Here is a 24,064-nt window from a genome sequence, read left to right as displayed (position 1 = left end):
GATGCCATATTGCGTGGAATGCGGAGTTGAACTGGCGGCTTCTGAACCGGAATGCCCCCTTTGCCATACGCCGGTAATGAAGAAGAACTATCAGATTGATACAGAGCAGGATTTATATCCTGTGACCAAACAGGCACCACAGCCACCCAAACCAGCATCCAATATTATGGGCCTGTTTACGATTCTGTTTATTCTTGCGGGAATTATCAGCATAACCGTGGATGTTGCCCCGGACAGCAGTGCAGACTGGGCAGGAATTGTGCTTCTATCTCTATCATTCGCATGGTTGATCCTGGCCTTTCCGCTTCTTTTTCTTCGAAAATCCATCGGTGCAGCACTGACAGCCGATATGGTTACAACCGCTTCATATCTATTTTTACTTGATATAATTACAGGATACTCCGGCTGGGGAATACTCGCTTCCTCTTCAATTCTGACTGTGACTGCAATACTGGTAGTGCCCACTATTCTCAGGGGAGGCAAAGGGCTGTTTGCAGCCGTCCTTGATGGACTGATCCTTGCGTCGTATCTGCTGATTATTCAAGAAGGGTACTCTGACAGTAAATGGTTTGTTGAGCTGGGACTGCCCATCTCGCTACTAACCACCGCATTTCTTGCCGCAGTGTTTTTCACTGCCAGCAGTATTCGGCGCCGCAGATATCGGCTTAGCTCTCTGATTCTGGTGTACATCGGGTTATTTAACATGGGAATTGATGTTCTTGTCAGCCGCTTCCTGGATATTCAACTTCATGTATCCCGTTGGTCATCCATTGTACTCATGTCGTCACTGGCAGCAGCATTGATTATCTACCTGATCTACCGAGTGCCAAGGGTTCGCCACGCCTTGAAGAAGCGTCTGCACTTGTGAAAGCACTCATAACTCTTGTTAAGCGGCTGATAAGAGCCCCTGGATAATCAGAGATAATATTTTGGTCATTCTCGCCGTGTGAGATCATTCTGATTCGATGAACGACTTCGTACCGGACCACACTGATAGCCGCTGAGGCAGAGATACGCAGAGAATACCTGCGAACCATCTTTGCGTATTCATCCCTTGCAGCAAGGATTTCCTCTTGAAGGGGCAGCTCTAAAAGCATCAATTGCTGATACAGAACCTCAAGCAGGAGCTGATTATCTTCAGTATTCCCGCATGCTCCGCCAAAAACGAGAAGCTGAAGATGTTCACGGTAAAAACCCTCTGTCGATAAGGATTTTGCCCATCTTCTGTACAAAATATGGATCCTGTCTTTGAGCATATCACACTCACCTATGAATTCTTCCAAAATCAGTTTTCTGTATAGGCTGTAGAATGCCGTCCCAAGAGAAAGAAAAAAGGCAATAACAATGAGTGCTGGTATCATGTGAACTCTCCTGGTAATGATTATCGGAACAAATACCAGACTTTAAACGGTTTTTCAGTGCACCAAAGCTTGTAAAAAACTTTCGTCGCAATCCGGCCGATACGCTCCGAAAAATCGATCCGGAATCCAGCCCGATTTCACGTCTACAACCAGCCCTGACCGCCACTTCTCTTACACTTCAGTTCAGTCACACCCACACATGAAACGGCAGCCTGCGGCCTGAATCAATCCCCCGGTTTCGCCATCCAAGCAGCCAGGTCATCTTCTCAGGTTCCCATAAGCTGCATTTGTTCAGAAACACTCTCCTATCCCAGTGTTTTCTGATTACCTCATGAAGCTTCCATCCCGGAACGCCAAGCTGTTCTCCTCTGGTCTTCCAGTTTCCTTTTCTCTGATCCCGTACCCTCCGGGGCATTAGATAATTATGAACCATCTGATATATGCTCAGCCGCACCATCATTGCGGCAGGAGATCGGGCGAACTGTACCGACTCCCGCACGTGGTTCGCCTGATCTTTGCGAAACTGCCGGTCCACATAATTCACCGGGAACAGCCGGTTTGACGGGGTGCGCGGCAGGGTGGATGAATGCTGACGATGATGTATCCGGGACCTGCCCTCAGGCACCTTCGAAAGGGCCCGAACATACGCCTTGTGATAGTCGGTATTCAGCGTAACATTCGGTATGTCTTTATCTTTCATGTATTTACACAAGTGGGTAAGGATGGACTGGACCGATTTCTCAACGGCATTTCCCGGAGCCTTGCCCAGGGTTTGCTCTAAGTCAGTTCGCTTCTGCCGCTGTCTTTCAGTCATCCGTCCTTTACGCCTCAGCTGGGAATATCCCATTGCGTATATCAACTCTGAGCCGCTTCCCACCAGGATATTGATGTTGTTGGGGAAGAACTGACTCACGCTGAAGGATTCAAAGCCGTCCAGGGCGAACTCATCTTCCGGTTTGATCAGCTTGCGCATATCAGAATGGATGGCCAGAAGTACCCGGCAGATGCGCTCGTATCTGTTCTGGATCTGCTCATAGCGCATACCGGTGAAACGGGTCATGTTGCCCTGTCCGCTGGAAGAGACAAGCTGGCGAATCAGCTGGATGTAGTCCACCGGCTTTTTCACGTAGTAATCCATGCGGAATGTCTGGAGGGAAAAGGTCTTGCCGCAATCCTGACAGCGATAACGCGGAACCCTGCCGAAGGCTTTGGTGAAGTAGCATCCATGAAACCTGAACCATGACTGATCATGGGGTTTCTGGTCTGCAAACCGGGGGCAATGGGGGTTTGAGCAGTGGGGGACCGGGCTGTGGTGAGTAAATTCAAGAGAATTTGTGCTGATTTGGGTCAGCAGTCTGGTGATGTATGGTTGTAATGTGTTCATAAACCATACACCGGAAAAGAATTACTGCTGCTTGAATTTGCTGTGTTTTTTTACAAGCTTTGGTGCACTAATTATATACAAAAGCTTCCCCCCTTGCGGTTGGAAGCTTTTATTGGAGGTGGCGGGAGTTGAACCCGCGTCCTGAAGGGTAAGAAATACGCGTCTACAGGTTTAGTCAACGCATTTGATTTTTAAGACGCTTCAGGCCGGTCGACAGGCCTTTCCACATCCGGTCTTTGAAAAAGTCCCTCCTGCCGTCAAAGCCCGACAGAAAGCAAGTCCTGGTTTCTAACAGACAGTTCAGGATTCAGGACTGCACCCTGAGTGTCCGTGACAGCACTATTTAGGCTGCCATTGCATAATCTGCATCGTTAGCAGTTATAAAGGTTGCCAATCAGGAGATGGCGCTCCACCTGCAACGTATCCCTGGATCCGCTCCAGTCGAATCCGGAACACCCCCATGTTTTTTGCAAAGGATAATATACGTATTATCAAAGGCTTATTCAAGAGTATTCATCATATGCCGGCAGATGAGTGTGTAAATGCCGACTCCGACTCTTCAGGCTCGTGGGTATCATGATGTATTGGGATTTTAATGCTGATGATACTCATTGTTGCCTAATACTGACATAATTTCCTGATGGAGAATACCGTTGCTGGCAACCGCACTGTCGGATATACCCCGTTTTCCCCGTATATCCGTAATTTCACCACCTGCTTCACTGATTATGGGGTAAAGACAGGCTATGTCCCACAGTGACATAATGGGATCCAGCATTACATCGGCTCTTCCGGTGGCAACGAGCAGATATCCATAGGCATCGGCCCAGGTTCTGCTTATGGCCGAAGTCTTTAAAAGTTCAATCCCGGGGTTGCCTGACCTTCTTATAAGATCGCCGGGATCGGTAGTCATGAGCCGGGCTTCGGACAGGCTTGATGTTTCGCTGACCCGGCATGCTGAATCGTTATACCAGCACCCCATACCCATTCCCGCCGCCAACATTTCATTACTTTGAGGGTTGTAAACAACGCCGATCACAGGTTCCTTTTTATAAGTCAGTGAAACGAGAACGGTATAAAGGGGAATACCGTGGATGAAACTTTTTGTGCCGTCAATCGGATCAAGAACCCATTGCCATGGTGAATCGGCAGTGCCGCTTTCACCGAATTCTTCTCCAAGAACGCTGTGGTCGGGAAATTTTTCAAGAATGGCTTTTTTCATTGCTTGTTCGCTTTCCCGGTCCGCTTTGGTAACGGGACTGTCATCGGCCTTCCAATGTACATCAATCTGGCTGCCAAAGTAATGAGAACTGATGTTGCCTCCGATACGGGCAAATGCTTTTGCGTCTTCCAGGTAAGAAATGAGTTCCCCGGGTTCTGGAAAATTTTTCACTGCAACTCCTAAATACGGCCTCGCATCTCTCGTTCGGACTGCCGTTTTAAATCTTTTTCTTTAATGCTTGCCCGCTTATCGTGAAGTTTTTTACCCCGGCACACGCCAAGCTCCATTTTTACCAGGCCGCCTTTGAGGTAGAAACTCAGAGGAACCAGGGTTAACCCTTTTTCATCAGTTTTTCTAACGAGTTTGGTCAACTCGTCTCTGTTTACCAGAAGCTTCCTGTCACGTACCGGCTCATGATTGTGAATGTTCCCGTGGTCATACGGGGTGATGTGCAGTCCCACAAGCCAAAGTTCATTATTTTTTATCCTGGCATAACTGTCCACGAAACTGTATTTTCCAGACTTCATGCTTTTTACTTCTGTACCTGCCAGCATAATCCCGCATTCGTACCGTTCTAATATGTGATACTCGTGAAACGCACGCCGGTTTTTGCTGAGAAGTTTGGTTCCTTCCGCCATTAATTTAATCCTATTGTAGTATCTTACACTCTTTGTCCGGGAACTACTTCATATTTGTTTACCGATGTAAGGCGCATTGTAAGCAGGGGTATTTTCCTTGTCAATTCTTTGCCGATTGTGTAGTGTTTCAGCTTATGCGCACGAAAAAGATTTCCGGATACCGGCACAGGTCTTTATTGATGAGGATTGTGTTTTCCTTTCTGGCCATTCTGTTTTCCATGTTCCTGTTCTACGAGGTGCTCACCAGTTTTTTTCTGGATACGGCTGAAGCCGCAAGCAGCAGTATGCAGCCCGGGATTGAGTCCGGTAACAATTTGATAATTTCCAAGCTGCCCTATGGATTGATGTTACCTTTTACGCATGTGCGTCTTCCTGATTTCGATTCTCCCGAACGGGGTGATATTGTTGTTCTGCAATCACCATTCAGCAAAGATCCCTATATTCCGGTTTTATATGATTTGCTAGATTTTTTTCATATTCGGAGGCTGGGAATTGACAGCCCGTTCCAGCATAGGCGTCCATGGATTATCCGCCGGGTAATCGCAGTACCCGGAGACAGGGTTTATGTCAACGGATCGAGGGCATATGTCCAATTAGACGGCAATGGGGATTATCTTGAAGAAAGTCTGGTGCAAGAGAGTACATACAGCCTGACATTTCCAGACGAGACGTTTAATCACCCTGACAGCCTGAATAATTATTTTACCAACAGCCAATCCGTACCGGATGAACATGTCTTTCTGCTTCCGGATAACCGGAAAACTGCATTCGGATCTCCGTCATGGGGGCCGGTTCATATTTCAGCAATCCGCGGAAAAGTAATTCATCTTTTTGGCCGAAAATCTGCGGCTGAATAAGATTCTTGACAGATATACCGGGCCCTGATAACTTTCGTATGCTTTAAATTTATGATAAATTCAGGGGTGTATGCGATGTTCGGACACTGCAGATGCCGATTTCCATCCATTTTCAGCTGAGGCTTTTATCAGCTGAGGCCATTGCCAGCAGAGGCTCCCGGGTTCTGCCGCATTCCCAGTCTGCAATTAACAAACACAGGAGATTATCGGATGTCAGGTCATAGTAAATGGTCCACAATTAAACACAAAAAAGGCGCAGCTGATGCGAAACGGGGCAAGCTCTTTACAAAACTCATAAAAGAGATTTCCGTTGCCGCAAAAATGGGCGGCGGCGATATTGATACAAATCCAAGGCTTCGTACCGCGGTGCTGAAAGCCCGGAGTGCCAATATGCCCAAAGATAATATCGAGCGTGCCATCAAAAAAGGCCTGGGCGAACTCGGAGGCACGGAGTATTTTGAAAACGTATATGAGGGCTACGGACCCGGCGGAGTTGCGGTGATGGTTGAAACCCTCACAGACAATAAAAACCGAACCGCTGCGGATGTCCGGTCCATATTCAGCAAGGCCGGAGGCAACCTTGGTGAGAACGGATGTGTTTCCTATATGTTTAATCGAAAAGGCGTTATTACGTTCTCTCCGGAAAATCATGATGAGGAAACGATTTTTGAAAAGGCTCTGGAACTTGGAGCGGAGGATATGTCTTCAGATTCAGAAAGCATAGAGATCATCACCGCAGCTGAAGATTACGAGACGATTCTTGAAAGCCTGAAAGAAGAGGGCTTCACTCCCGATTCGTCGGAACTGACCATGATTGCAGACGCCAACATCAGTCTTGATGAGGATGGAACCAGGAAAGTACTGAAACTTCTGGATACCCTGGATGATAACGATGATGTTCAAAATGTAAGCTCAAACCTGGAGATTCCCGAGGGATTTGATCCGGATGCCTGAAACAATTCTGGCTGGATTTGATCCCGGCCTTGCTTCCACGGGCTATGGAGTGATTTCAGTTCAGGGTTCCCGTGTCAGGCAGCTCGAACATGGTGAGATTCGTACAGACTCCGCATCGCCGGAGCAGAACAGACTGCTGCAAATTTATGAAAAATGCATGGCTGTTTTGGAACATTACGCTCCGTCGGCTGCAGGAATAGAGAGTATTTTTTTCGCCAAAAATGTAGGCTCTGCCATTCCGGTTGCTCATGCAAGAGGGGTAATTCTTCTGGCCTGTGAGATGTCAGGAATAACTGCAGTTTCTTTATCGCCCCCTCAAATCAAGCAGCGAATCAGCGGGGTGGGCAGAGCGGAAAAATCCCAGGTGCAGCATATGGTTCAACTGCTTTTAGGTATGAAGGAAGCCCCCTCAAGCGATCATGCGGCTGACGCCCTGGCAGCAGCGTATGCACTCTGGCAGGAACAGGGTTTTTCTGGAATAATACAATCATGATATATGCAATCCGAGGGTTGCCGGGGCCACTCCAGGAGAACACGGCGGTCATCGAAGACCGGAACGGAATTTCCTGGGAACTTGAAGTGAGTTCCCGGACAAGAAACGATATTCATTCCCTTATCAGCAGTGATGATTCCGGCGCCGGGGAAATTCAGCTGTACACACATCTTTATCACCGTGAAGATCAAATGACTCTGTTCGGCTTTTCCAGCATTCATGAAAAGCAGCTGTTTCTACTTCTCAATAAGGTGAACGGAGTCGGTCCCCGCCAGAGTATGAAGATCCTTTCAGCAGTATCACCATCGGAAATCTCCCGGGCCATTGCGGGAGAGGATGAAGGTTTTCTCACCTCACTTCCGGGTATCGGATTGAAAGGGGCGAAAAAGATTATTCTTACCCTGAAGGATCAAATGCTGGAGTTCAGGACTGCAGGAGAAGCCGACGGGGAGGACATTCCCACCGAAACTCCTGGAGTCAACACAGTTGTTGACGATCAACTCAGTCAGGCTCTTGTTGATATGGGGTTTGACAAAAAATCCGCCAGAGTAGCAGTTCAGAGGATCCTGAAAGAGAATCCTTCATTGGAGCAGGGCGAAGCCCTGCGGCAGGCAATTATTGAGCTCAGCTAACCGGATACATGGAGTCAGGTATGGATTTTTCCCTTGATGCAAGCCAGTCTTCTGAAGATCACACAATAGAACACCATCTTCGACCTCAGCTTCTATCAGAGTTTCAGGGTCAGGAAGGAATCAAGGATAATCTGTCAATTTTCATACAGGCAACCCGGAAGAGGGGAGAGGCTCTTGATCATCTCTTTCTATCCGGTCCCCCGGGATTGGGGAAAACCACCCTGGCGGGCATCGTGGCACAGGAATTGGGTGTTGAGTTCCGGGTCACCTCTGCGCCTGTGCTGGATAAGCCCAAAGATCTGGCAGGAATGCTCACAACTCTTGAAGACGGCGCCGTCTTTTTCATTGATGAGATTCACCGTTTGAAACCGGTAATTGAAGAGATGCTTTATATCGCCATGGAAGACGGCGAGCTGGACTGGGTAATCGGCCAGGGTCCTGCTGCACGAAACGTGCGAATTCCTCTGCCATCCTTTACCTTGGTTGGAGCCACAACCAAGGCCGGTAAAGTTGCCAGCCCACTTTACAGCCGCTTTGGCATTGATATCCGCATTGAACTGTATTCTCCCACTGAGCTGAGCTCGGTAATTCGAAGATCTTCGGGAATCCTCCAGGTGGAAATTGAACAGGATGCCATTGACTTTATTGCCCAATGCAGCAGGGGGACTCCCCGTATTGCGAACCGAATTCTCAGGAGAATGCGGGACTTTGCAGATGTGCTCGGCTCCGGTGTAATTACCCGGGATGTGGTGGCTCAGGGGCTGAAGCGCCTGAAGATTGACAGTCTTGGGCTTGAGCATCAGGACCGTGAAATACTGAGAAGCATTATTCACCATTACCGCGGAGGTCCCGTTGGGGCTGAAACACTGGCCATATCCATCGGTGAATCGGTGGATACCCTGGAGGATTTTCATGAACCCTACCTGATCCAACAGGGGTTTCTCATGCGGACTCCCCGGGGAAGGACGGTGACCCATCGGGCATACAATCATCTTGGATTGGAGATGCCCGAAAAAAGACCTGCATCAAATGGAAACGTGAATGACCCTGGATCCTCCCGGGGCGATGAGGACGAAAATAGATATGAAAACCAAAGATTTTTATTTTGATTTGCCGGAAGAGCTTGTAGCTCAGCATCCTTCGGAAACCCGGGGCGGTTCCCGACTTCTCGTATACGATAGAAAAAATGAGTACCGCAGTCAAAACACCAGTCATGGGGCGGAGGATCGGGTAACCCATGACATGGTATCCAGGCTGGCGGATCATATCCCCCGTGATACCCTGATGGTATTCAACAACACCCGTGTGCGGAAAGCCCGGGTGTACGCCACAAGCGATACCGGCAGCAGGGTGGAGTTTCTCTTTCTGGCTCCGATGATCTCCGGAAATCCAGAGGGGAGCACCGCTCACATCGGCACCGGGTTCTCTTCATTGCCCCAGGATCAGCCAAGCGATACCTGGCAGGTGATGGTGAGCAAAACTAAACGACAGAAACCCGGCCGCAGCTATGAGTTCCCGGCTGATCTCAAGGGCGAAATTATCGCCACCGAAGAAAGTCTCAGAATTATCCGTCTGGATCGGCAGATTGATGAGAGCTACTTCAGCCGGGAGGGACACGTTCCTCTCCCGCCGTACATCGAACGGGAAGACGACAGCAGCGATGACCGACGATACCAGACAGTGTATGCATCCCGGGAAGGCTCTGTTGCAGCGCCCACAGCGGGGCTCCATATTACTCAATCAATTCTTGAAGCGCTGGATGCACGGGGCATCCGCCGCTGTGAAATCACTCTGCATGTGGGACTGGGAACCTTTTTACCGGTTCGAAGCGAAAGTATCCTCGATCATAACATGCACAGTGAAGAGTACGAAGTATCACAGGAAAGCGCCGAACTGATCACCCGCCATAAGCAGGCCGGTGCTCCGGTGCTTGCTGTAGGCACAACCTCGGTTCGGACATTGGAATCGGCATGGAATGCAGAACAAATGAAACTTCCGGCAGGCAGAAACAGCACGGATATTTTTATTTATCCCGGATACAAGTTTCAGGTTGTGGACATGCTGATGACCAATTTTCACACCCCGGAGTCAACGCTATTGATGCTGGTAAGCGCATTCGCCGGAAAGGATGAAATTCTCCGGGTGTACCGGGAAGCAGTTGACGAAAAATACCGGTTTTTCAGTTATGGAGACGCAATGCTGATACGATAGCTGCGGCGACCTGCCGGTTGGAGCCCCGCATCGGGTCCTGTATGTGCAGCTGCGCCTGGTCAGCCGACACTCCGCGGTTGGAGCTTTGCATCGGGTCCCGCATAGGGCGGGGTGAGCAGCCGGGCCGGTATTTTTTTCAGTATGTTGAGGAATCCATGGCTTCAAATTCCGAGCGGACTTCCCTGAGACGATCCAGATGCTTATTGATAATTCGTCTATAGTCCAGCTCCCCCTGCTGAATTCTGTAAAGCTCATCTTCCCAGAACTGGACTTCCTCCAGGTAGAGCCATTGAAACTCCCCGGCTTCGGCGGCATATTTTCTGGCCTCATCCCAATAGACAAGTGCATAGGTCAGTAGGGTTTCGGATTTTTCCAGGCTTTCAAGGTTCTGTTCTTTCCATGGATAATTATAAAAATACGCATCGAATTTGTAATAGCCGGTTGCCCACAGCAGATAGAGCTCGGTGAGCTTCAGGTTCAAATGCATGGTAAACAGCGGACGGTATTTATCCCATTCCCGGTCGCTCTCAATTCTGGCCAGGGCATTCAGGGGATTTGCGAAATCAGCCCGAAGAGCCGTTTCAAGCCAGTGAATGTTCTCGGCGATATCCAACGGATAGTTATAAAGCTGCCGGTGATGGAGTTCGTAGAGCTGTTCGCGGTAGATCAGCCGGTAGGCATGAAGCCGGGAACCGGTTCTTCCGGGCACAAAGGCAAGGAGAAGTATGAAAAGAAGTAGAAATTTACGGTTCTTCACATAGTAACTATCGGATGGCGGGATACAATACTCCATACCTGATCTGAAATTTTATCTATGCTCTTGGTGGAATCGATAATAATCACTTCACAGTCGCTTTGCTTCAAGTGGTCAAGAATTTCCATGTAATTATCCCGGACCGCATGCTGGGTACTGAGTTTTTCATAAATTTCAAGACTGTCTCTTCGGGAATAGCGGCGCTCCCCGTCTTCCGGGGGGATATCAAAGAATAACAGAATCTCCGGCAGAGGAAAGTCCCGGTTGAATTCCCAGACTTTTTCCATGCCCAGGTCCAGGCCCTGGTAGGCCAGAGATGAGAACAGATAGCGGTCTGTTATTACCAGATCACCCCGATCCAGATGTGCAATCATTCCGTCGTTTCCATGAAGGTGTTCATACCGGTCTGCGGAAAAAAGGCGGGCAAGAGTTTCCCGCTGAAAAGCTTCCTTCCCTCCAAGGACAGTTCGGATCACCTGTCCGACAGCTCCGTCGGTGGGTTCAAATGTGATGTAATATGGACGTTTCAGGGCTTCAAGCCGTGCTTCAAGACTTCGAAGCTGAGTGGTGGTGCCCGCACCGTCGAGTCCTTCAAAAACTATCAGGCCTTTCAACAGGCTGCTGTTACCAAACAATGATTCCCGCCTTTTTCTTTATGATTAGACTGTGATACAGTTATAGTTAAAAAGCGCCAGCTCATCAATGAGGTAGATGTGAAAGCCGAATACCGCATCATTGCGGTTCTCCAGATAACAGTCGTAGTGCTCCTGATTCTTCTTACTCTCCTGGTTTTCTACCCTGTTCAGCAGCAGCTGAGCCAGCGGGTGGGTGTGCTGAAGAATGAAATTCTCCTTTTTATTGAGGAAAGTCTCGGAAATAATATCGAATTTTCCTCAATACATCCTTCCATTTTCTCCTATATAGAGATCCGAAATCTCAGGGTCTATGATGATAATAATGTTACGCTTCTCACCATTGACCGTCTTATTTTCCGCTATGATATCCGGGAGGTGCTTCGGGGCAATGCCCTGGCAGCACCCCAGACGGTTGAAGTCAGGGGAGGTGACATATATCTTCATCGTCTGATCCCCCCGGGAGACGATTCCCCTGCGGTAACCCGGGATAATTCCCCGCCCTCTGCTGCCGATGAACAGGATAACCCAGCCCCGTTCCTTGATGGACTGAATATGCCTCTGAATGAGGTCACCCAATTCCTTTCACGGATTTCCCGGGAACTGACCCTGAACGTTCGCAACCTGGCGGTGGAATACCGGATGGAGGACACAGAATCCATTCAGACAGGCTCGTTACAGTCCAGAAATCGAATCTCCTCCGGGTTTATCAGGCTTGACGACCGGGAAATCAGCGTGGATCTCACTACAGTGAGTGAACTTGATATCCCTTCGCCGGAAGAAACCTTCCGTTTCAACGGGGTGAGTGAAATTCGAGGTACTGCAATAGTTCCCCCCAGACTGCGGAGACAGGGGCTTTCTCCGGTTATGCCCCGGGGAGAAGATACCCTGGGTGATATTCTCAGGGATACTCAGCTGCAAATGTTTATCAGCACCAGGGATGTTCAGTCTGAGCTGTTCCGTATCCAACCCCTGGAGTTTTATCTGGGACTGGAGCAGGGGGAGGCCGTGTTCCGCAGCCTGGAAGGCAGTCAGCCCTTCGGCCTGGAATTCCGGCACATAATTTCATCGGAATATGTTGATATCAGTTTTAATGCCGCAGAATGGACTCCTGCAAATGTACTGAACCTGAATGCGGGAGATCCGGTGTACAACCGACTCCTGGGATCAGTGATCTCTGCGGGCATCAGTTTCCGCCTGGGAACAAGCATCGCCGCATCTTCCGGAGAAGGCTGGTTGGAAATGACCGGCTACGCGCCCATATTGGATGAAGTGGGAAATCTGAGCACGGATCTGAATTTTGAAAACCGAAGACTTCTTGTGAACAAGCTTGAATATCAATCGGCCAGCGGCAATGCCCTTACCCTCTCGGGATTTGTGCAGGATAGGCCGCTGATGTTTCAGGCATCGGGCAGACTGAATGCCGCGAACTTATTGGATGCTCCGGCGTTCAGCACCGCCTTCACCATGAACTATGATAATTCCAGGCTCAATGGTGAACTGAGCAGCACGGATATACGAAACCTGAAAATAGGCAATACACAGTTTTCAGCCAGAGTGGAAGATCAAAGAATTTTTGCGGATCTCCGCAGCGGTCTCAGCTCGGGCATGGGAAGCATAGAATTTTCCGGAAGTTCAAAACTGGTGGACAACAGCATCCAGATTGATGAAAGTGATTTTAATCTGCGGATTAATGATATTCCTCTCCGGGAGAGCATGGAAGCGGCTGTCACACTATCCAATGAAAGCCGAACTTCTTTACAGCTTCCAGATCCCCTTGATGGCGCTGTTATCCAGGGATCAATTCAGGGCAGCAGCTCGGTCAAAGGAAAAGAGCGTAACCTGATAGTTCAGACCCGGAACTTCCTGATTCGGAAAACAGAAGTGCCTTCCAGCCAACCCGTTCCTCCCCATTTTCTGGATGTTACGGCGGTGTTTAAAAACGGCGAACTCCGGATTCCGGTAATTCAGCTCAACTACGAATCCCTGGCCCTTGAACTTGCAGGAACCGGCGATTTTCGATCTCCGGACAGATACGTTCTCGATATGGAGAGCAGGCTGAACGGCTTCCCCTACAGTTTTGCCGTTAACTACAATCCTGACAGCGGCAATGCGGATCTGAAAGGCAGCTACAGCAGCTCAGCCCAATTTCTGGCCGGGGACGAAATCTCAAAACTTCAGCTCAAGGTGGGCAATGTTCCCCTGGAAAATCTAGGGGAACAGGCCGGAGCATATATGGAAGCCGATTTTGAGATTGATATGAACAATCCTTCAACTTCCCGGATCGACATCCGGAGATTGGGGATGAACCGGATCATGATACTTCCCATAGCAGGTGATGAAGGTTCCACTCTCGAATTATCCGCCCAGGGCAGCATCTCCCAGGGGCTTGAGATCTCCGCTCTGAGTTACAGTGATATTGTCTCAAGCCTTTCCGGTGGAGGCAGTATTTCCACAGATGTCGGCAGCGGATCAGTTTCAGCAGATGTTGTTCTTGAGAACCAGCTGGAAACGTACCGCTTTAGCGGCGTCCTGAATTCGGGGAATATACGGGGCAGGGCAGAGCTGAATAATTTTCCCACCAGAAGGCTGGGGTTGGTTGATATTTCCGGGCTCATCGCTGCTGAAGCTTCTGTCAGCGGAAGCCTCAGTTCTCCGGTTCTGGATTTCCAGGCACGTTCGCTGAACACCAGGCTCAACAATGATAGCCTGCGCTTCCTGATCCAGGGACAATTAGACTCAAGATCTATTTCACTCACGTCAAGCAGCCTGGAAGTAACAAGCCTGGGGCTTGGAAATCTCCAGGCGTCCTATGACTTTGATGATACCACACTTAATGTCGCAGGCGATCTTCTGCTGAATGATTCTTCGGGAAACAAGGAAGTATTTCAATATCTGGAAAGCCGAATCAGTCTGCCCAGGGCCATGGATGTAATCCGGGGAGAAACCGACCAGGCAATTCAACTCTCAGATCTTTGGCGGGAAGCCAGAGGGGAACTTCGTCTTACGGCTCCTTCGGTTTCAACATCCGCCCTCTCCGGTGAAAGCGGTCCTCAGGCACCGCAAGTCTGGAGCTTCGTTCTCCAGGAGGAGTCGGAGGATCTTCAGGTACGCGGTGGCCCAAGGGAGGCCTCTGATGCTGTAAACGGGAGTCTCAACCGGGACGGAAGTTTTTCCATAGTCTTTTCAGATCCCCTGCCTGTACAGTTTGAAGGAGAAGGGTTTTTTACCAATAGTAATATCGACATGAATCTGAATAACATGCAGATAGCTTTGCGGGATCTTTTGGTGAATGACCCTGAAAGCTTTATTGGTGTCAACAGTGCAACTGCAGAGGGGGCTCTACGGGTTACCGGAAGTATCGTGGATCCGGACTTCTACGGCACCATTATCGCCAAGGATGTGGAGGCGGAACTTGATATAATACCCGGAGCGGTTCTTGCCGAATCCATATTTGTCATTCTGGAAGGGAAATCCCTCTTTTTCCCGGAAATACCGGTTCAGGCCGGAGATGGCACTGCCCGCCTCAGCGGCAGTCTGAGCATGGATCGCTGGGTACCCGATGAACTGCTTCTGGATATCTCCACATCTTCAGAGGGTATTCCCATCTCCTATGACTTTTCCTCGGTTGTGGTGGACGGCTGGGGTAACGGCGATGTTCAAATCGGACTGAATCTGGGAACCGGGGGACTTTCAATAAACGGTGCGGTTGAAGCCAATGCCACGGGAATTACTCTCAGCAGTTTCGCCGAAGATGAATCTCAGGATCAAACAAATGAGAATCCGCTGGATATTGATCTCAAGATCACCGCAGGAAGAGGTGTGGAATTTTTCTGGCCCAGCAGAAATTTCCCGATCCTTCGGAGTACCGCCCTCAGCGGTGAAGGTATACGGCTTCAGCTTTCTTCGCCTCCATATGAGATGAGTCTTGTGGGAGATGTACCCCTCCGGGGCGGTGAAATCTTCTATTTTGAGCAGAATTTTTATGTCCGCCAGGGGAGAATCCGCTTTAACGAAAATGAGGAGCAGTTCAATCCGCTTCTCAGTCTGAACGCGGAGGTGCGGGGCACCGATGAGAACGGTCCGGTGAGAATTTATCTGGAAATCGTGGAGGACACCCTTTCCGAGCTGCAGCCACGATTTACCTCCGACCCCAGTAAGAGCGAGCCGGAAATTATTGCTCTGCTTGGGGGAAGGGTAGCAGGTAATAATCCCGACAACGAGATTCTGATCAGCGATGCGGTATTATCCGGGAGCGAAATCCTGGGGCAGGTAGGGGTTTTCAAGGAAATAGAAGATGAAATCCGCAGCAGATTTAATCTGGATCTTTTTTCCCTGCGAACCGGCCTCTTCCAGAACCTGTTGGAAGATGTTATTGTAACCCCCGGCGCTGAATATCCTTTAAACAATAGTCCGGTATCTCTGGGAAAGTACCTTCAGAACACAACACTGCTGGTGGGTAAATACATCGGCGATGAAGTTTTCCTTGAGGCAATGGCACAGCTCCAGGAACAGAGCCCGCTGGATAGACCGGTGAACGACCTGGTCGGCCTGGAAGTTGATTTGGAAGTAAGTCTGGAATGGATAACACCGTTCTTTAATCTGACCTGGTCATTTGCGCCGGAGAACCCGGAGTCACTCTGGGTAACAGATCACACCCTGACCTTCACCCGGGATTTCTTCCCCGGTTCTGGTCAATGATATTTTAACTAGGAGTTTTGAGCATGGGGCATAGATTTTTGTTAAGCCTGCTGATCCTGATGACAGCCCTGGGTACGGCATTCGCCCAGAATGAAGGTCGGAATGACGGCCCGAACAACAGACAGAACAATGAAGAGTGGTATCTCAATAAACCCATCGTGGACGTCGAGTTTCAGGGACTCAATAATGTTTCGGAAAATGATCTTCAGGGCGTTGTCGAACCCTTCCTGGGGAATCTTTTCACAGAGGATGTGCTTCTGGATCTCCAGAGGCGTCTATACAACCTTGAATACTTCGACCTGATTATACCCGAGGCCGTTCCCGGAAACGAGGAACGCACCGAAATGATCCTGCGCTTCACCGTTGAGGAACGTCCGGTTATCTCGGAAATCCGGCTTCAGGGCAATCAGAAGCTCCGCCGGGAGACTATTCTCAGCGAGATTATCCTCACCCAGGGTGAACTGGTTTCCCGCTCCCAGGCCCGGATAGACACGGACGCAATTATCAGTCTTTACAACGACAGGGGATTCGCCGATGTGAGCGTGGAATTCAATTACAGCGAAGATCCTGATCCCGACCGGAACGCCAGGATTCTCAGTTTCACAATCGACGAAGGGTATCAGACCAATATCCGCAATATATCATTCAGCGGCATCAACTTCGCAACCGAAAACAAGCTTCGCTCGGTTATAGAGAGCAAAGAGCAGGGCTTATTCAATCCCGGAACCTTCAAGGCAAGTAATCTCGAACTTGATACCCAGAATATTCTGGAATACTACGGTCAGAACGGATATGTGGATGCGGAAGTTCTGGACATCGAACAGGAAATTGTTCTGGATGAAGATAAAAAACGGCAGTTTCTCGATCTGACATACTACATCGATGAAGGAATCGCATGGTTCTTCGGCGGCATCGAATTCAACGGCAATACGATCTTCAGCGATGAAGAGCTCCGCTCCCAAGTCAACCTTGAAGAAGGGGATGTGCTGGACATTCAGACCTTCCAGCAGGGTGTTCAGGCAGTGAATGACATGTATTACAAGGGCGGGTATATTTTCAACCAGATCAACTTCTCCGAAACCCGGGATGAAGCTCTGCAGCAGATATCCTATAGCGTAGATATTGTTGAACAGGGCAGGGCATATATTGAAAATATCATCGTCAGGGGAAATACCAAAACCCTGGATGAAGTGATCTACCGCGAACTGCCCTTTGAAGAGGGGGATGTATTTTCCGCCTCGAAAATCCGTCAGGGAATCGGCAACCTCTACAACACCCAGTACTTTGCCGATGTGCCTGCAGTGGAAACCCCCCAGGGAAGTGTACCCGGCCTCATGGATCTGATCATCAATCTGGAAGAAGGCCAGACCACCGATATTCGCCTGGGCTTTTCCGTTGGCGGCGGCGGTGATTTTCCCCTGTCCGGTCTGGTGAAATGGTCAGATAATAACTTTCTTGGACGGGGACAAACCATCGGAGCCGACCTGAATGTAAGCCCAAATCAGCAGAGTCTTGCCCTGAACTTTCAGGACGGATGGCTGTTCGGGGAACGCTGGTCCGGTGGTGCGAGTCTTCAAGTGGACCGTCAGGTGAAAAATGATGAACTGCAGGATGTTCTCTATCCTATTTTCGATAAGGATGATCAGGATGATCACCTCAGTGTGCCCGACCCCTTTACCGGCATCTATGTATTCAGCGAAGAAACCGAATACCCTAATGACGGTGATGAAAATTTTGAACCGAATTACGATGCAGGTGAGCCGTTTCCCGGGGTGCCCACTGCCAGCGATATAGACGAATACAATCTGGAAACTGATTACGAATATGCAGGCGGACCGGCAGCTGTTCCCGATGAAAATAAAATGGAATATGTGGAATGGTCTGTAGGAGGAAGCCTTTCTACGGGGATCCGTAGACGGACACAGTTGGGATGGATCAATCTGAACGGGGCTGTATCGAGCAACCTGAATCACGTAAGCTATGATGACAGTCTGTACCGGCCCTACAGCTATCAGACACGGGAAAACCTGGGAGTTTTCAAATTCGAGAACCGGATTTCCATGAGCATCGGTCTTGATAACCGAGACGTATACTTCAATCCCCAGAACGGATATCTGATAGAACAGCGATTTAATTACACCGGAGGGGTTCTGGGAGGTGCGAAAAACTATATTCGGACCGACACCACCCTCCAGGCGTACAAGACCCTTTTTGATCTGGAAGTAAGCGATACATGGAGCTGGAAGATGGTGCTGGCAGCCAACAGCAGTCTGTCTCTCATGCTTGACCAGTTCTGGACATATCCGGGAGCGGGCAGCTTCGAAGCCGAAGGCAGGCTTCTGGCAACCAACAGTATGACCATCGCCCGGGGCTGGCCCGCCCGTGGTGAAGGCCAGGCCCTCCTGAATAACTGGTTGGAGCTTCGAATGCCTATATCCGAGGACATTCTCTGGTTCGATATGTTCGGGGAAGCCGTGCGCCTCACTTCTGACCGGGCTGACATTTTCAGCAAAGGGGAGCAGGACTGGCTGTTCGGTTTCGGAGCCGGACTCAGGTTCAGCATACCCCAGTTCCCGTTCCGGATATATCTGGGTAAACTTTTTAATATTCAAAACGGCACCGTTAACTGGCAGGATGGAAATCTATTCAATAATCCCGAAGAAGACGGAAGCGGTCTCAGTCTGATTTTCTCAATCAGTCTGTAAAATCATACAATACGGTGCTTTCCGGAGGTCATGGACTTCCGGAAACGCCTGCCGGGATCAAAACCCAAGTCCCGGTGAGAAAAACCAATACATTACTCCGGAGGGAGACAGAAAGAATGGAGAAAACCATTAGAAAATTCGCCATTGCGGCAATCCTGATTATATTCGCAGCATCGGGCATCGCAGCCGAGCAGCTGACAACCGTGGGAGTGGTGGACATTACCAGAGTGTACAATTCATTTTTCGCCGATTCCACGGCAGTGAGGGAGCTGGAAAATCTGAAAGAAGAGATCCAGCAGGAACTGGACGGCCACGTGGCCATCCTGCGGCGGCTTCAGGAGCAAAAACTGGACGCCGAGTCAGACGGGGACGAGGATGAAGCCCTTCGCCTGGATGAAGAGATCTACGAAAAGCAGCAGTATATTCAGGACTTTCAGCGGATCAAGCAGCGCCAGCTATATGATCGTCAGCAGCGCCTGCTGAATTCTGAAACCTTTCTCAGCGAACTTCAAAGTGCAATCAGTTTCGTGGCCGAGGCGAACGGGTTCACTGTGGTGGTATCCTCCAACGACGATAAACTGCTGTGGTGGAGTCAGGAAGTGGACATCACCAATCTGGTTCTGGAACGGCTGAGGGCTACCGCCCGCTGATTGTATACAGTGCACCGAAGCTTGTGAAAAGCATCACTTTTTGAAATTTGAAGTTTTCAAGGCGCCACTGGTTGGGGTGTGAATATTAGCGACACTAAATCCATGGTTGTGTTGAATAGAAAAATTACGCTTCACAAGCTTCGGTGCACTGCAATTGTGTCAGCACTGATTTTTGCTGCTGCCGCTGTGTTGAATCTGACGCTCCAGAACGCTTGCGAGAAGAGAAAATTTACGTGCATTGGTCTGGGAAAGTTCCATCAGGTTTTTGTGTGCATGAAGAATTGATTCGGCGTCTTTGGTAGGTATGTTGGGGCAACTGCCCATGTCTCCGGGGAAATCGGTCATTTCCATCTGGATCGTAATGATTTTGTCCATACCCATGCTTTTCAGGTGCTGGGTGGCTTCTTCCGAGGGTTTGACGATGCAGAAATCGCCGTGCCCTCTCATTTTTTTATATATTCCCACCAAAACTCCAAGAAAGGTGGAATCCATATAGTCGCACTGGGAAAGATCAAACAGGACTTTCCGCAATGCCTGTGTGTTCAGGAAACTGAAAACCGTATTTTTAAATTCCTCGCTGTTCTGCGAAGTAAGCCTGCCGCTTCCCCGCAGATAGAGGGTTTCCGATTCCCGTTTGAAGCAGAAGTGTTCCATAAGGATTAACCCTCAGTATATATTGTGCTGCTGCATCTCATACTTTGCTCAACAAGTTCTCTCTGATATTTATTTCTTTTCTTATACTTTTATAATATACTCCCTAAACTATGTCAGATTCAACCCCTATGATGCAGCAGTACGAACGGATTAAATCCAGCCACAGAGACAAGATACTTTTCTTTCGTCTTGGTGATTTTTATGAAATGTTTAAAACAGATGCAAAAGAGGCCAGCAGAGTTCTTGGCCTGACCCTGACTGCCCGGAACGGGATTCCCATGTGCGGAATTCCCTTTCATGCTGCCAGTTCCTATATTCCCAAGCTGCTTGAAGCCGGTAAAAAGGTTGCCATTTGCGAGCAGACGAAAATGCCTGAGGGAGGGAAGGGTATCGCAGAACGTCAGGTCGTGGAGATCCTGACGCCGGGTACAGTTTTTGACGAAGAGTTTCTGAAGACCGGCGACCACAATTTTATTGCCAGTTTCTCCGCATCAGAATCAGATCCCGGTCGTTTAAGCTTTTCATGCATCGACGTTTCCACGGGAAATCTGATTCTTAACAGTTTCGCTTCCGCTGATATGAAAAGCGGTCTCTTGAGAGAACTGGCCCGGTACAATCCCCGTGAAATACTGATTCAGGAAACTCTTTTTCAATCCTACCCCTGGCTGAACCAAGAGCTTGGGCGAAGCAGTCTCATCATTAATCGCTTTCCGGACTGGCATTACAGCGGTTCCAACGGATACGGTCTCCTCTGCGATATCATGTCACTTCAGAATTTGAAATCCTACGGCCTTGAACCTTCCAATCCCGAGCTTGATTCACTGAGCCCGCTTCTCCAGTATGTGGAGGAAAACGCCGGCAGAAAGATCCGCCACATCAATTCTCTCAGGGTTGTCCAGGATGATGATCACATGCTCATCGATAATAATTCCCAGAAAAATCTGGAATTGATTCGGAATACCTCAGACGGCAGTGAGAATCAGAGTTTGTTTACCATTATCAATCAGACCCGAACCTCCATGGGGCGACGGCTTCTCAAGCAATGGATTCTCGAACCCCTTGTTGATGTATCAGAAATCAGACGGAGACAGGATTTTGTTGAGCTGCTTTACCATGATCAACTGCTCCTGAACCGTTGCCGGGATATTCTCGGGAAGGCACTTGATCTGCCGCGCCTCTCTGCCCGGGTAGCCATGGAGAAAGCCCATCCTAAAGATATGAAGGCGATCCAAAACTCACTTCACAGTCAGCTGAATCTGTACGAACTGCTGCATCACAGTCCCCTGGCCGAAATATTTAATGCCGGTTCCATACCGGAGCTGAAGCGGGCGGCGGATATGATCGGCGATGCAATTCTTGATGATCCTCCCACCCAAATCAATGAGGGTGGGATCATTCGCCGGGGATATGATGCGCTGGTTGACGAACTGACAGACACGGAGTCTAACGCCCAGGATTTGCTGGATGCATATCTTGCAAGAGAAAAAGAGCTCAGCGGAATTGGAAACCTGAAAATTAAATTCAACAAGGTGGTGGGATATTTTCTGGAGGTGTCCAAGGCCCAGGTAAAAAATATCCCGTGTCATTTTGAACCCCGCCAGAGTCTGGTGAATGCCGACAGATATACCACCGCTGAACTGCAGGAGCTTGCGCAGCGAATAAGCAGCTCCCGGGACCAGCGTATGCAGAGGGAGCAGGAACTTTTTATTCAGCTCAGAAACAAGGTTGGGGAGCAGCTGCCGGTCCTTCAGGAGGCCGGGGAAATTCTTGCGGCTCTTGACTGTATCCAAAGTTTTGCATATCAGGCCACTCTGAAAGGGTACACCCGCCCTGAAATGATCGAAAAGCAGTTAATGGAAATTCAGGGGGGCGGCATCCGGTGGTGGAAGCATTTCTGGAAAACTCCGCCTTTGTTCCCAACGACACCCGGATCAGCGGAAACGGCGACGATTATTTTCATCTCATCACCGGTCCGAATATGGCCGGAAAAAGTACGTTCCTGCGGCAAAACGCCTTGATTCTTTTAATGGGACAGATCGGCAGTTTCGTTCCCGCAGAGTCGGCCAGACTGGGTATTGCCGACCGGATTTTCTGCAGAGTGGGAGCTTCGGATAATCTTGCCAGAGGTGAGTCCACTTTTCTCGTGGAAATGAATGAAACCGCTCATATTCTCAGGCAGGCAACCCGCCAGAGTCTTGTGATCATGGACGAGGTGGGGCGGGGTACAAGTACCCAGGACGGACTTTCCATAGCCTGGGCGGTGAGCGATTATATTCTTGACCATCTGCAGTGCCGCACGTTTTTCGCCACCCATTTTCATGAATTGTCCGACTTGAAACACAAAGGCATGGTAAATCTTTCATTGCAGGTGAGTGAAGAAGACGGTGAGATTCTTTTTCTCAACAAGGTAATAGAGGGGCCCTCCAATAATTCCTACGGGATTCATGTGGCTCAGATAGCCGGGATTCCCGATGAAGTGATTTTTCGTGCCGGTGAGATTTTGGACCAAATACAGCAGAGCAGTTCAGGGCTGAACATATCTGCAAACAGCAGCAACCGCAAAGGAAGCCGCAAAATGGCTTCAGGGGGATTTCAGCGGGGACTTTTCGGGCAGGATGAAATGGTACTCCAGGAGATTAAACATCTGGATCTGAATACCTGCACCCCCATTGAAGCCCTCAATCATCTCAGCCGCATGCAGAAACATCTAAAAGAGTGATGCAGTCGTGGGCTGACAGTTCGATCCTGACATAATATTTTCAGGCAGGGATGTCGTTTTTCCGGTAATTGGTATATGGATATGTGCCTCTCACTGCCGGGGCAATGCTGTGCGCTCTGCGGTACAGATCTCCCCGGCCATCATGGAAGTTACGGGTGTGTTCCCGGTCTTTGTCACTGCTGCATGTCGCGAATGGAACTTCTCAGGCCGGGCTCATCCAATTCATCCCGAAGAGAATCCGGTTTGTCACTTTGCGGAGTATACAGCGGAAAACTGGCGGAATTGATCATCCGATATAAAAAAGGATATGACAGCAGATTGTCGGCAACTCTGGCCGCCTTCCTGCTGCCCCATGTTCTTCAATGCATAGATGAACGGGGGTGGAAAGGCTTCACCACGATTCTTACCCATCCTCCGGGATCACGGAAAAGTCGGATGTATCGGGGATACGATCATATGGCGAAAATATGCCGGCATCTCTCTTCATGGCTGGGCTCAAAATATCAATATCCGGTAATCTATCGTCAGTTTCTCAGCCGAAAATCCTCCGCCGCCCAGAAATCATTGAACAGGGAAGAGCGTCTTCTCAATGTTGCCGATTCCTTTCAGATTAAACGCCGGATAGTGAACGCGTGTGTTGCCGGATCTGATCCGGATACTACCGGGATAATTCTTCTTGATGATGTGGTAACTACCGGAGCGACGTTGGTGTACAGCCGTCAGCTTCTTCGGGAAGCGGGTTTTCATCAGGTGGCAGCCATCGCTCTCGCATCAGACTGAACCGGCGACCGGGAAATATACTGTGGTGAATTGACAGCAAATTTGCGTTGTGGTATATTTAGTACACACATTCGAGTTGCACCAGCTTGAAAGAGTCGGCCTTCCGGCTCTTTTTTTATTGTGCGGATGTTCGCCCTGCAGGCAGGGCAGACCCTTGTGAGCGTAAACGTATCCGTTAACCAAAGTTTAACCGCCGATTATTATCAGGAGATCGACAGTAATGCAGGAAAAACCCGGAGCACTCTATGAACAGCTCGAGCCGGTAATTCAAGGTCTGGGATACACTCTCATTGAGGCCAGCAGCGCCAATGTAAAGGGACGGGTTCATGTGAATATCATTGCCTTCTCTGAAAACGGGATCGGTACCCGGGAATGCGAGGAAATCAGCAGGACTATTCTTCCCAGATTGGAGATCCTGTTGGATAATCGTGATATCGCGCTGGAGGTAAGCTCCCCAGGGCTGGAGCGTAAATTTTCAAGCCTGCTTGAATTTGAACTTTTTGCCGGAAAAGCAGTAAAGGTCCTGGTGGGAGATCAATGGTTCCGGGGAATCATTTCCCGGGTGGAAGAAGGGGAGGTCGTCCTGATCCCCGAGCCCAGGAGCGGAACCAAAAGCGGAAAAAAGAATGGAAAACCATCTTCCGGAAAATCGGAATCTATCAGTGAAACAAAAAAATAAATACCGACGAAATTGTGAAAGCGCAATTAGTTTTTCAG

21 protein-coding genes and 1 other RNA gene are annotated in these 24,064 nt (G+C 49.4%); 14 read left to right on the top strand and 8 right to left on the bottom strand.

Annotated elements, in window-relative coordinates:
• Position 1: 1 nt before the first annotated feature.
• Complete coding sequence (locus tag L21SP2_RS08670; protein ID WP_024268130.1) at positions 2 to 868, top strand: DUF6320 domain-containing protein; 867 nt, start codon at positions 2 to 4, stop codon at positions 866 to 868.
• On the opposite strand, the gene L21SP2_RS18385 is transcribed toward L21SP2_RS08670, so the two are convergent.
• The 5 genes from L21SP2_RS18385 to smpB form a co-directional block, all read right to left on the bottom strand.
• Positions 804 to 1,361 (bottom strand): hypothetical protein, encoded by a 558-nt coding sequence (locus L21SP2_RS18385; RefSeq protein ID WP_144082971.1) that lies wholly within the window; start codon positions 1,359 to 1,361, stop codon positions 804 to 806. The genes L21SP2_RS08670 and L21SP2_RS18385 overlap by 65 nt on opposite strands.
• Positions 1,362 to 1,548: 187 nt before the next feature.
• Positions 1,549 to 2,745 carry a hypothetical protein gene (locus tag L21SP2_RS08665; RefSeq protein ID WP_041401397.1) on the bottom strand — a complete coding sequence of 399 codons (1,197 nt, stop codon included), beginning with the start codon at positions 2,743 to 2,745 and terminating at the stop codon, positions 1,549 to 1,551.
• 110 nt (positions 2,746 to 2,855) lie between these two features.
• Positions 2,856 to 3,205, bottom strand: a transfer-messenger RNA (tmRNA) gene (gene ssrA / locus L21SP2_RS18055).
• A 132-nt stretch (positions 3,206 to 3,337) separates the two neighbouring features.
• Entirely contained in the window at positions 3,338 to 4,138 is an 801-nt protein-coding gene (locus L21SP2_RS08660) for an inositol monophosphatase family protein (protein ID WP_024268128.1), read from the bottom strand.
• A gap of 8 nt (positions 4,139 to 4,146) precedes the next feature.
• Entirely contained in the window at positions 4,147 to 4,605 is a 459-nt protein-coding gene (smpB, locus tag L21SP2_RS08655; RefSeq protein ID WP_024268127.1) for an SsrA-binding protein SmpB, read from the bottom strand.
• Positions 4,606 to 4,784: 179 nt separating this feature from the next.
• On the opposite strand from smpB, the gene lepB reads away from it, so the two are divergent.
• The 6 genes from lepB (at position 4,785) to queA (ending at position 9,752) form a co-directional block, all read left to right on the top strand.
• On the top strand, positions 4,785 to 5,462 hold the full coding sequence (lepB, locus tag L21SP2_RS08650) for a signal peptidase I (protein WP_041401395.1): 678 nt from the start codon (positions 4,785 to 4,787) through the stop codon (positions 5,460 to 5,462).
• 210 nt (positions 5,463 to 5,672) lie between these two features.
• The gene (locus L21SP2_RS08645) at positions 5,673 to 6,416 is read left to right on the top strand and encodes a YebC/PmpR family DNA-binding transcriptional regulator (RefSeq protein ID WP_024268123.1); all 744 of its coding nucleotides are present in this window, start codon (positions 5,673 to 5,675) and stop codon (positions 6,414 to 6,416) included.
• Positions 6,409 to 6,909: a crossover junction endodeoxyribonuclease RuvC gene (gene ruvC / locus L21SP2_RS08640; RefSeq protein WP_024268122.1), complete on the top strand. Its 501-nt coding sequence runs from the start codon at positions 6,409 to 6,411 to the stop codon at positions 6,907 to 6,909. The genes L21SP2_RS08645 and ruvC overlap by 8 nt, the downstream gene beginning before the upstream one ends.
• The gene (ruvA, locus tag L21SP2_RS08635; protein ID WP_024268121.1) at positions 6,906 to 7,541 is read left to right on the top strand and encodes a Holliday junction branch migration protein RuvA; all 636 of its coding nucleotides are present in this window, start codon (positions 6,906 to 6,908) and stop codon (positions 7,539 to 7,541) included. Before ruvC ends, ruvA begins: the two co-directional genes overlap by 4 nt.
• 20 nt (positions 7,542 to 7,561) lie before the next feature.
• Positions 7,562 to 8,650 (top strand): Holliday junction branch migration DNA helicase RuvB, encoded by a 1,089-nt coding sequence (gene ruvB / locus L21SP2_RS08630; protein WP_024268120.1) that lies wholly within the window; start codon positions 7,562 to 7,564, stop codon positions 8,648 to 8,650.
• Entirely contained in the window at positions 8,625 to 9,752 is a 1,128-nt protein-coding gene (gene queA / locus L21SP2_RS08625) for a tRNA preQ1(34) S-adenosylmethionine ribosyltransferase-isomerase QueA (RefSeq protein WP_024268119.1), read from the top strand. Before ruvB ends, queA begins: the two co-directional genes overlap by 26 nt.
• A gap of 136 nt (positions 9,753 to 9,888) precedes the next feature.
• On the opposite strand, the gene L21SP2_RS08620 is transcribed toward queA, so the two are convergent.
• Both L21SP2_RS08620 and tmk read right to left on the bottom strand, forming a co-directional pair.
• Positions 9,889 to 10,509: a hypothetical protein gene (locus tag L21SP2_RS08620; RefSeq protein ID WP_041401393.1), complete on the bottom strand. Its 621-nt coding sequence runs from the start codon at positions 10,507 to 10,509 to the stop codon at positions 9,889 to 9,891.
• Complete coding sequence (gene tmk, locus L21SP2_RS08615) at positions 10,506 to 11,141, bottom strand: dTMP kinase (protein ID WP_024268117.1); 636 nt, start codon at positions 11,139 to 11,141, stop codon at positions 10,506 to 10,508. The genes L21SP2_RS08620 and tmk overlap by 4 nt, the downstream gene beginning before the upstream one ends.
• 78 nt (positions 11,142 to 11,219) lie before the next feature.
• Here tmk and L21SP2_RS08610 point away from each other — a divergent pair, with 78 nt between their 5' ends.
• The 3 genes from L21SP2_RS08610 to L21SP2_RS08600 all read left to right on the top strand — a co-directional run bounded on the left by L21SP2_RS08610 (position 11,220) and on the right by L21SP2_RS08600 (position 19,194).
• Positions 11,220 to 15,839 (top strand): translocation/assembly module TamB domain-containing protein, encoded by a 4,620-nt coding sequence (locus L21SP2_RS08610; protein WP_024268116.1) that lies wholly within the window; start codon positions 11,220 to 11,222, stop codon positions 15,837 to 15,839.
• Positions 15,840 to 15,862: 23 nt separating this feature from the next.
• Positions 15,863 to 18,544, top strand: coding sequence for an outer membrane protein assembly factor BamA (gene bamA, locus L21SP2_RS08605; protein ID WP_024268115.1), 2,682 nt, complete (start codon positions 15,863 to 15,865; stop codon positions 18,542 to 18,544).
• A 116-nt stretch (positions 18,545 to 18,660) separates the two neighbouring features.
• Positions 18,661 to 19,194, top strand: a complete 534-nt coding sequence (locus L21SP2_RS08600) for an OmpH/Skp family outer membrane protein (RefSeq protein WP_024268114.1) — start codon at positions 18,661 to 18,663, stop codon at positions 19,192 to 19,194.
• A 159-nt stretch (positions 19,195 to 19,353) separates the two neighbouring features.
• Here L21SP2_RS08600 and L21SP2_RS08595 read toward each other — a convergent pair whose 3' ends face one another.
• Complete coding sequence (locus tag L21SP2_RS08595; protein WP_024268113.1) at positions 19,354 to 19,848, bottom strand: STAS domain-containing protein; 495 nt, start codon at positions 19,846 to 19,848, stop codon at positions 19,354 to 19,356.
• A gap of 110 nt (positions 19,849 to 19,958) precedes the next feature.
• Between L21SP2_RS08595 and mutS the strand changes: the two genes are divergently transcribed.
• From mutS to L21SP2_RS08580, 4 genes are all read left to right on the top strand, one after another.
• Positions 19,959 to 21,866 carry a DNA mismatch repair protein MutS gene (gene mutS / locus L21SP2_RS08590; protein ID WP_081719544.1) on the top strand — a complete coding sequence of 636 codons (1,908 nt, stop codon included), beginning with the start codon at positions 19,959 to 19,961 and terminating at the stop codon, positions 21,864 to 21,866.
• Entirely contained in the window at positions 21,827 to 22,567 is a 741-nt protein-coding gene (locus L21SP2_RS18875; protein ID WP_081719543.1) for a MutS-related protein, read from the top strand. The genes mutS and L21SP2_RS18875 overlap by 40 nt, the downstream gene beginning before the upstream one ends.
• A 192-nt stretch (positions 22,568 to 22,759) precedes the next feature.
• Positions 22,760 to 23,347 (top strand): ComF family protein, encoded by a 588-nt coding sequence (locus L21SP2_RS08585; protein ID WP_024268110.1) that lies wholly within the window; start codon positions 22,760 to 22,762, stop codon positions 23,345 to 23,347.
• Positions 23,348 to 23,567: 220 nt separating this feature from the next.
• The gene (locus tag L21SP2_RS08580; RefSeq protein ID WP_024268108.1) at positions 23,568 to 24,026 is read left to right on the top strand and encodes a ribosome assembly cofactor RimP; all 459 of its coding nucleotides are present in this window, start codon (positions 23,568 to 23,570) and stop codon (positions 24,024 to 24,026) included.
• Positions 24,027 to 24,064 lie beyond the last annotated feature (38 nt).

The organism is Salinispira pacifica (assembly GCF_000507245.1).
GTDB classification, from domain to species: domain Bacteria; phylum Spirochaetota; class Spirochaetia; order DSM-27196; family Salinispiraceae; genus Salinispira; species Salinispira pacifica.
The sequence above is the reverse complement of the archived record's forward strand: the minus strand, read 5'-3'. Positions and strand labels throughout refer to the sequence as shown.

Bases quoted from the DNA above. Each gene is read 5' to 3' on its own strand.
- L21SP2_RS18385 (WP_144082971.1), bottom strand. From the start codon at position 1,361: ATGATACCAGCACTCATTGTTATTGCCTTTTTTCTTTCTCTTGGGACG.
- L21SP2_RS08645 (WP_024268123.1), top strand. From the start codon at position 5,673: ATGTCAGGTCATAGTAAATGGTCCACAATTAAACACAAAAAAGGCGCA.
- queA (WP_024268119.1), top strand. From the start codon at position 8,625: ATGAAAACCAAAGATTTTTATTTTGATTTGCCGGAAGAGCTTGTAGCT.
- smpB (WP_024268127.1), bottom strand. From the start codon at position 4,605: ATGGCGGAAGGAACCAAACTTCTCAGCAAAAACCGGCGTGCGTTTCAC.
- mutS (WP_081719544.1), top strand. From the start codon at position 19,959: ATGTCAGATTCAACCCCTATGATGCAGCAGTACGAACGGATTAAATCC.
- L21SP2_RS08670 (WP_024268130.1), top strand. From the start codon at position 2: ATGCCATATTGCGTGGAATGCGGAGTTGAACTGGCGGCTTCTGAACCG.
- ruvA (WP_024268121.1), top strand. From the start codon at position 6,906: ATGATATATGCAATCCGAGGGTTGCCGGGGCCACTCCAGGAGAACACG.
- L21SP2_RS08585 (WP_024268110.1), top strand. From the start codon at position 22,760: ATGGAACTTCTCAGGCCGGGCTCATCCAATTCATCCCGAAGAGAATCC.
- L21SP2_RS18875 (WP_081719543.1), top strand. From the start codon at position 21,827: ATGGCCGGAAAAAGTACGTTCCTGCGGCAAAACGCCTTGATTCTTTTA.
- L21SP2_RS08595 (WP_024268113.1), bottom strand. From the start codon at position 19,848: ATGGAACACTTCTGCTTCAAACGGGAATCGGAAACCCTCTATCTGCGG.
- ruvB (WP_024268120.1), top strand. From the start codon at position 7,562: ATGGATTTTTCCCTTGATGCAAGCCAGTCTTCTGAAGATCACACAATA.
- L21SP2_RS08580 (WP_024268108.1), top strand. From the start codon at position 23,568: ATGCAGGAAAAACCCGGAGCACTCTATGAACAGCTCGAGCCGGTAATT.
- lepB (WP_041401395.1), top strand. From the start codon at position 4,785: ATGAGGATTGTGTTTTCCTTTCTGGCCATTCTGTTTTCCATGTTCCTG.
- bamA (WP_024268115.1), top strand. From the start codon at position 15,863: ATGGGGCATAGATTTTTGTTAAGCCTGCTGATCCTGATGACAGCCCTG.
- L21SP2_RS08665 (WP_041401397.1), bottom strand. From the start codon at position 2,745: ATGAACACATTACAACCATACATCACCAGACTGCTGACCCAAATCAGC.
- ruvC (WP_024268122.1), top strand. From the start codon at position 6,409: ATGCCTGAAACAATTCTGGCTGGATTTGATCCCGGCCTTGCTTCCACG.
- L21SP2_RS08600 (WP_024268114.1), top strand. From the start codon at position 18,661: ATGGAGAAAACCATTAGAAAATTCGCCATTGCGGCAATCCTGATTATA.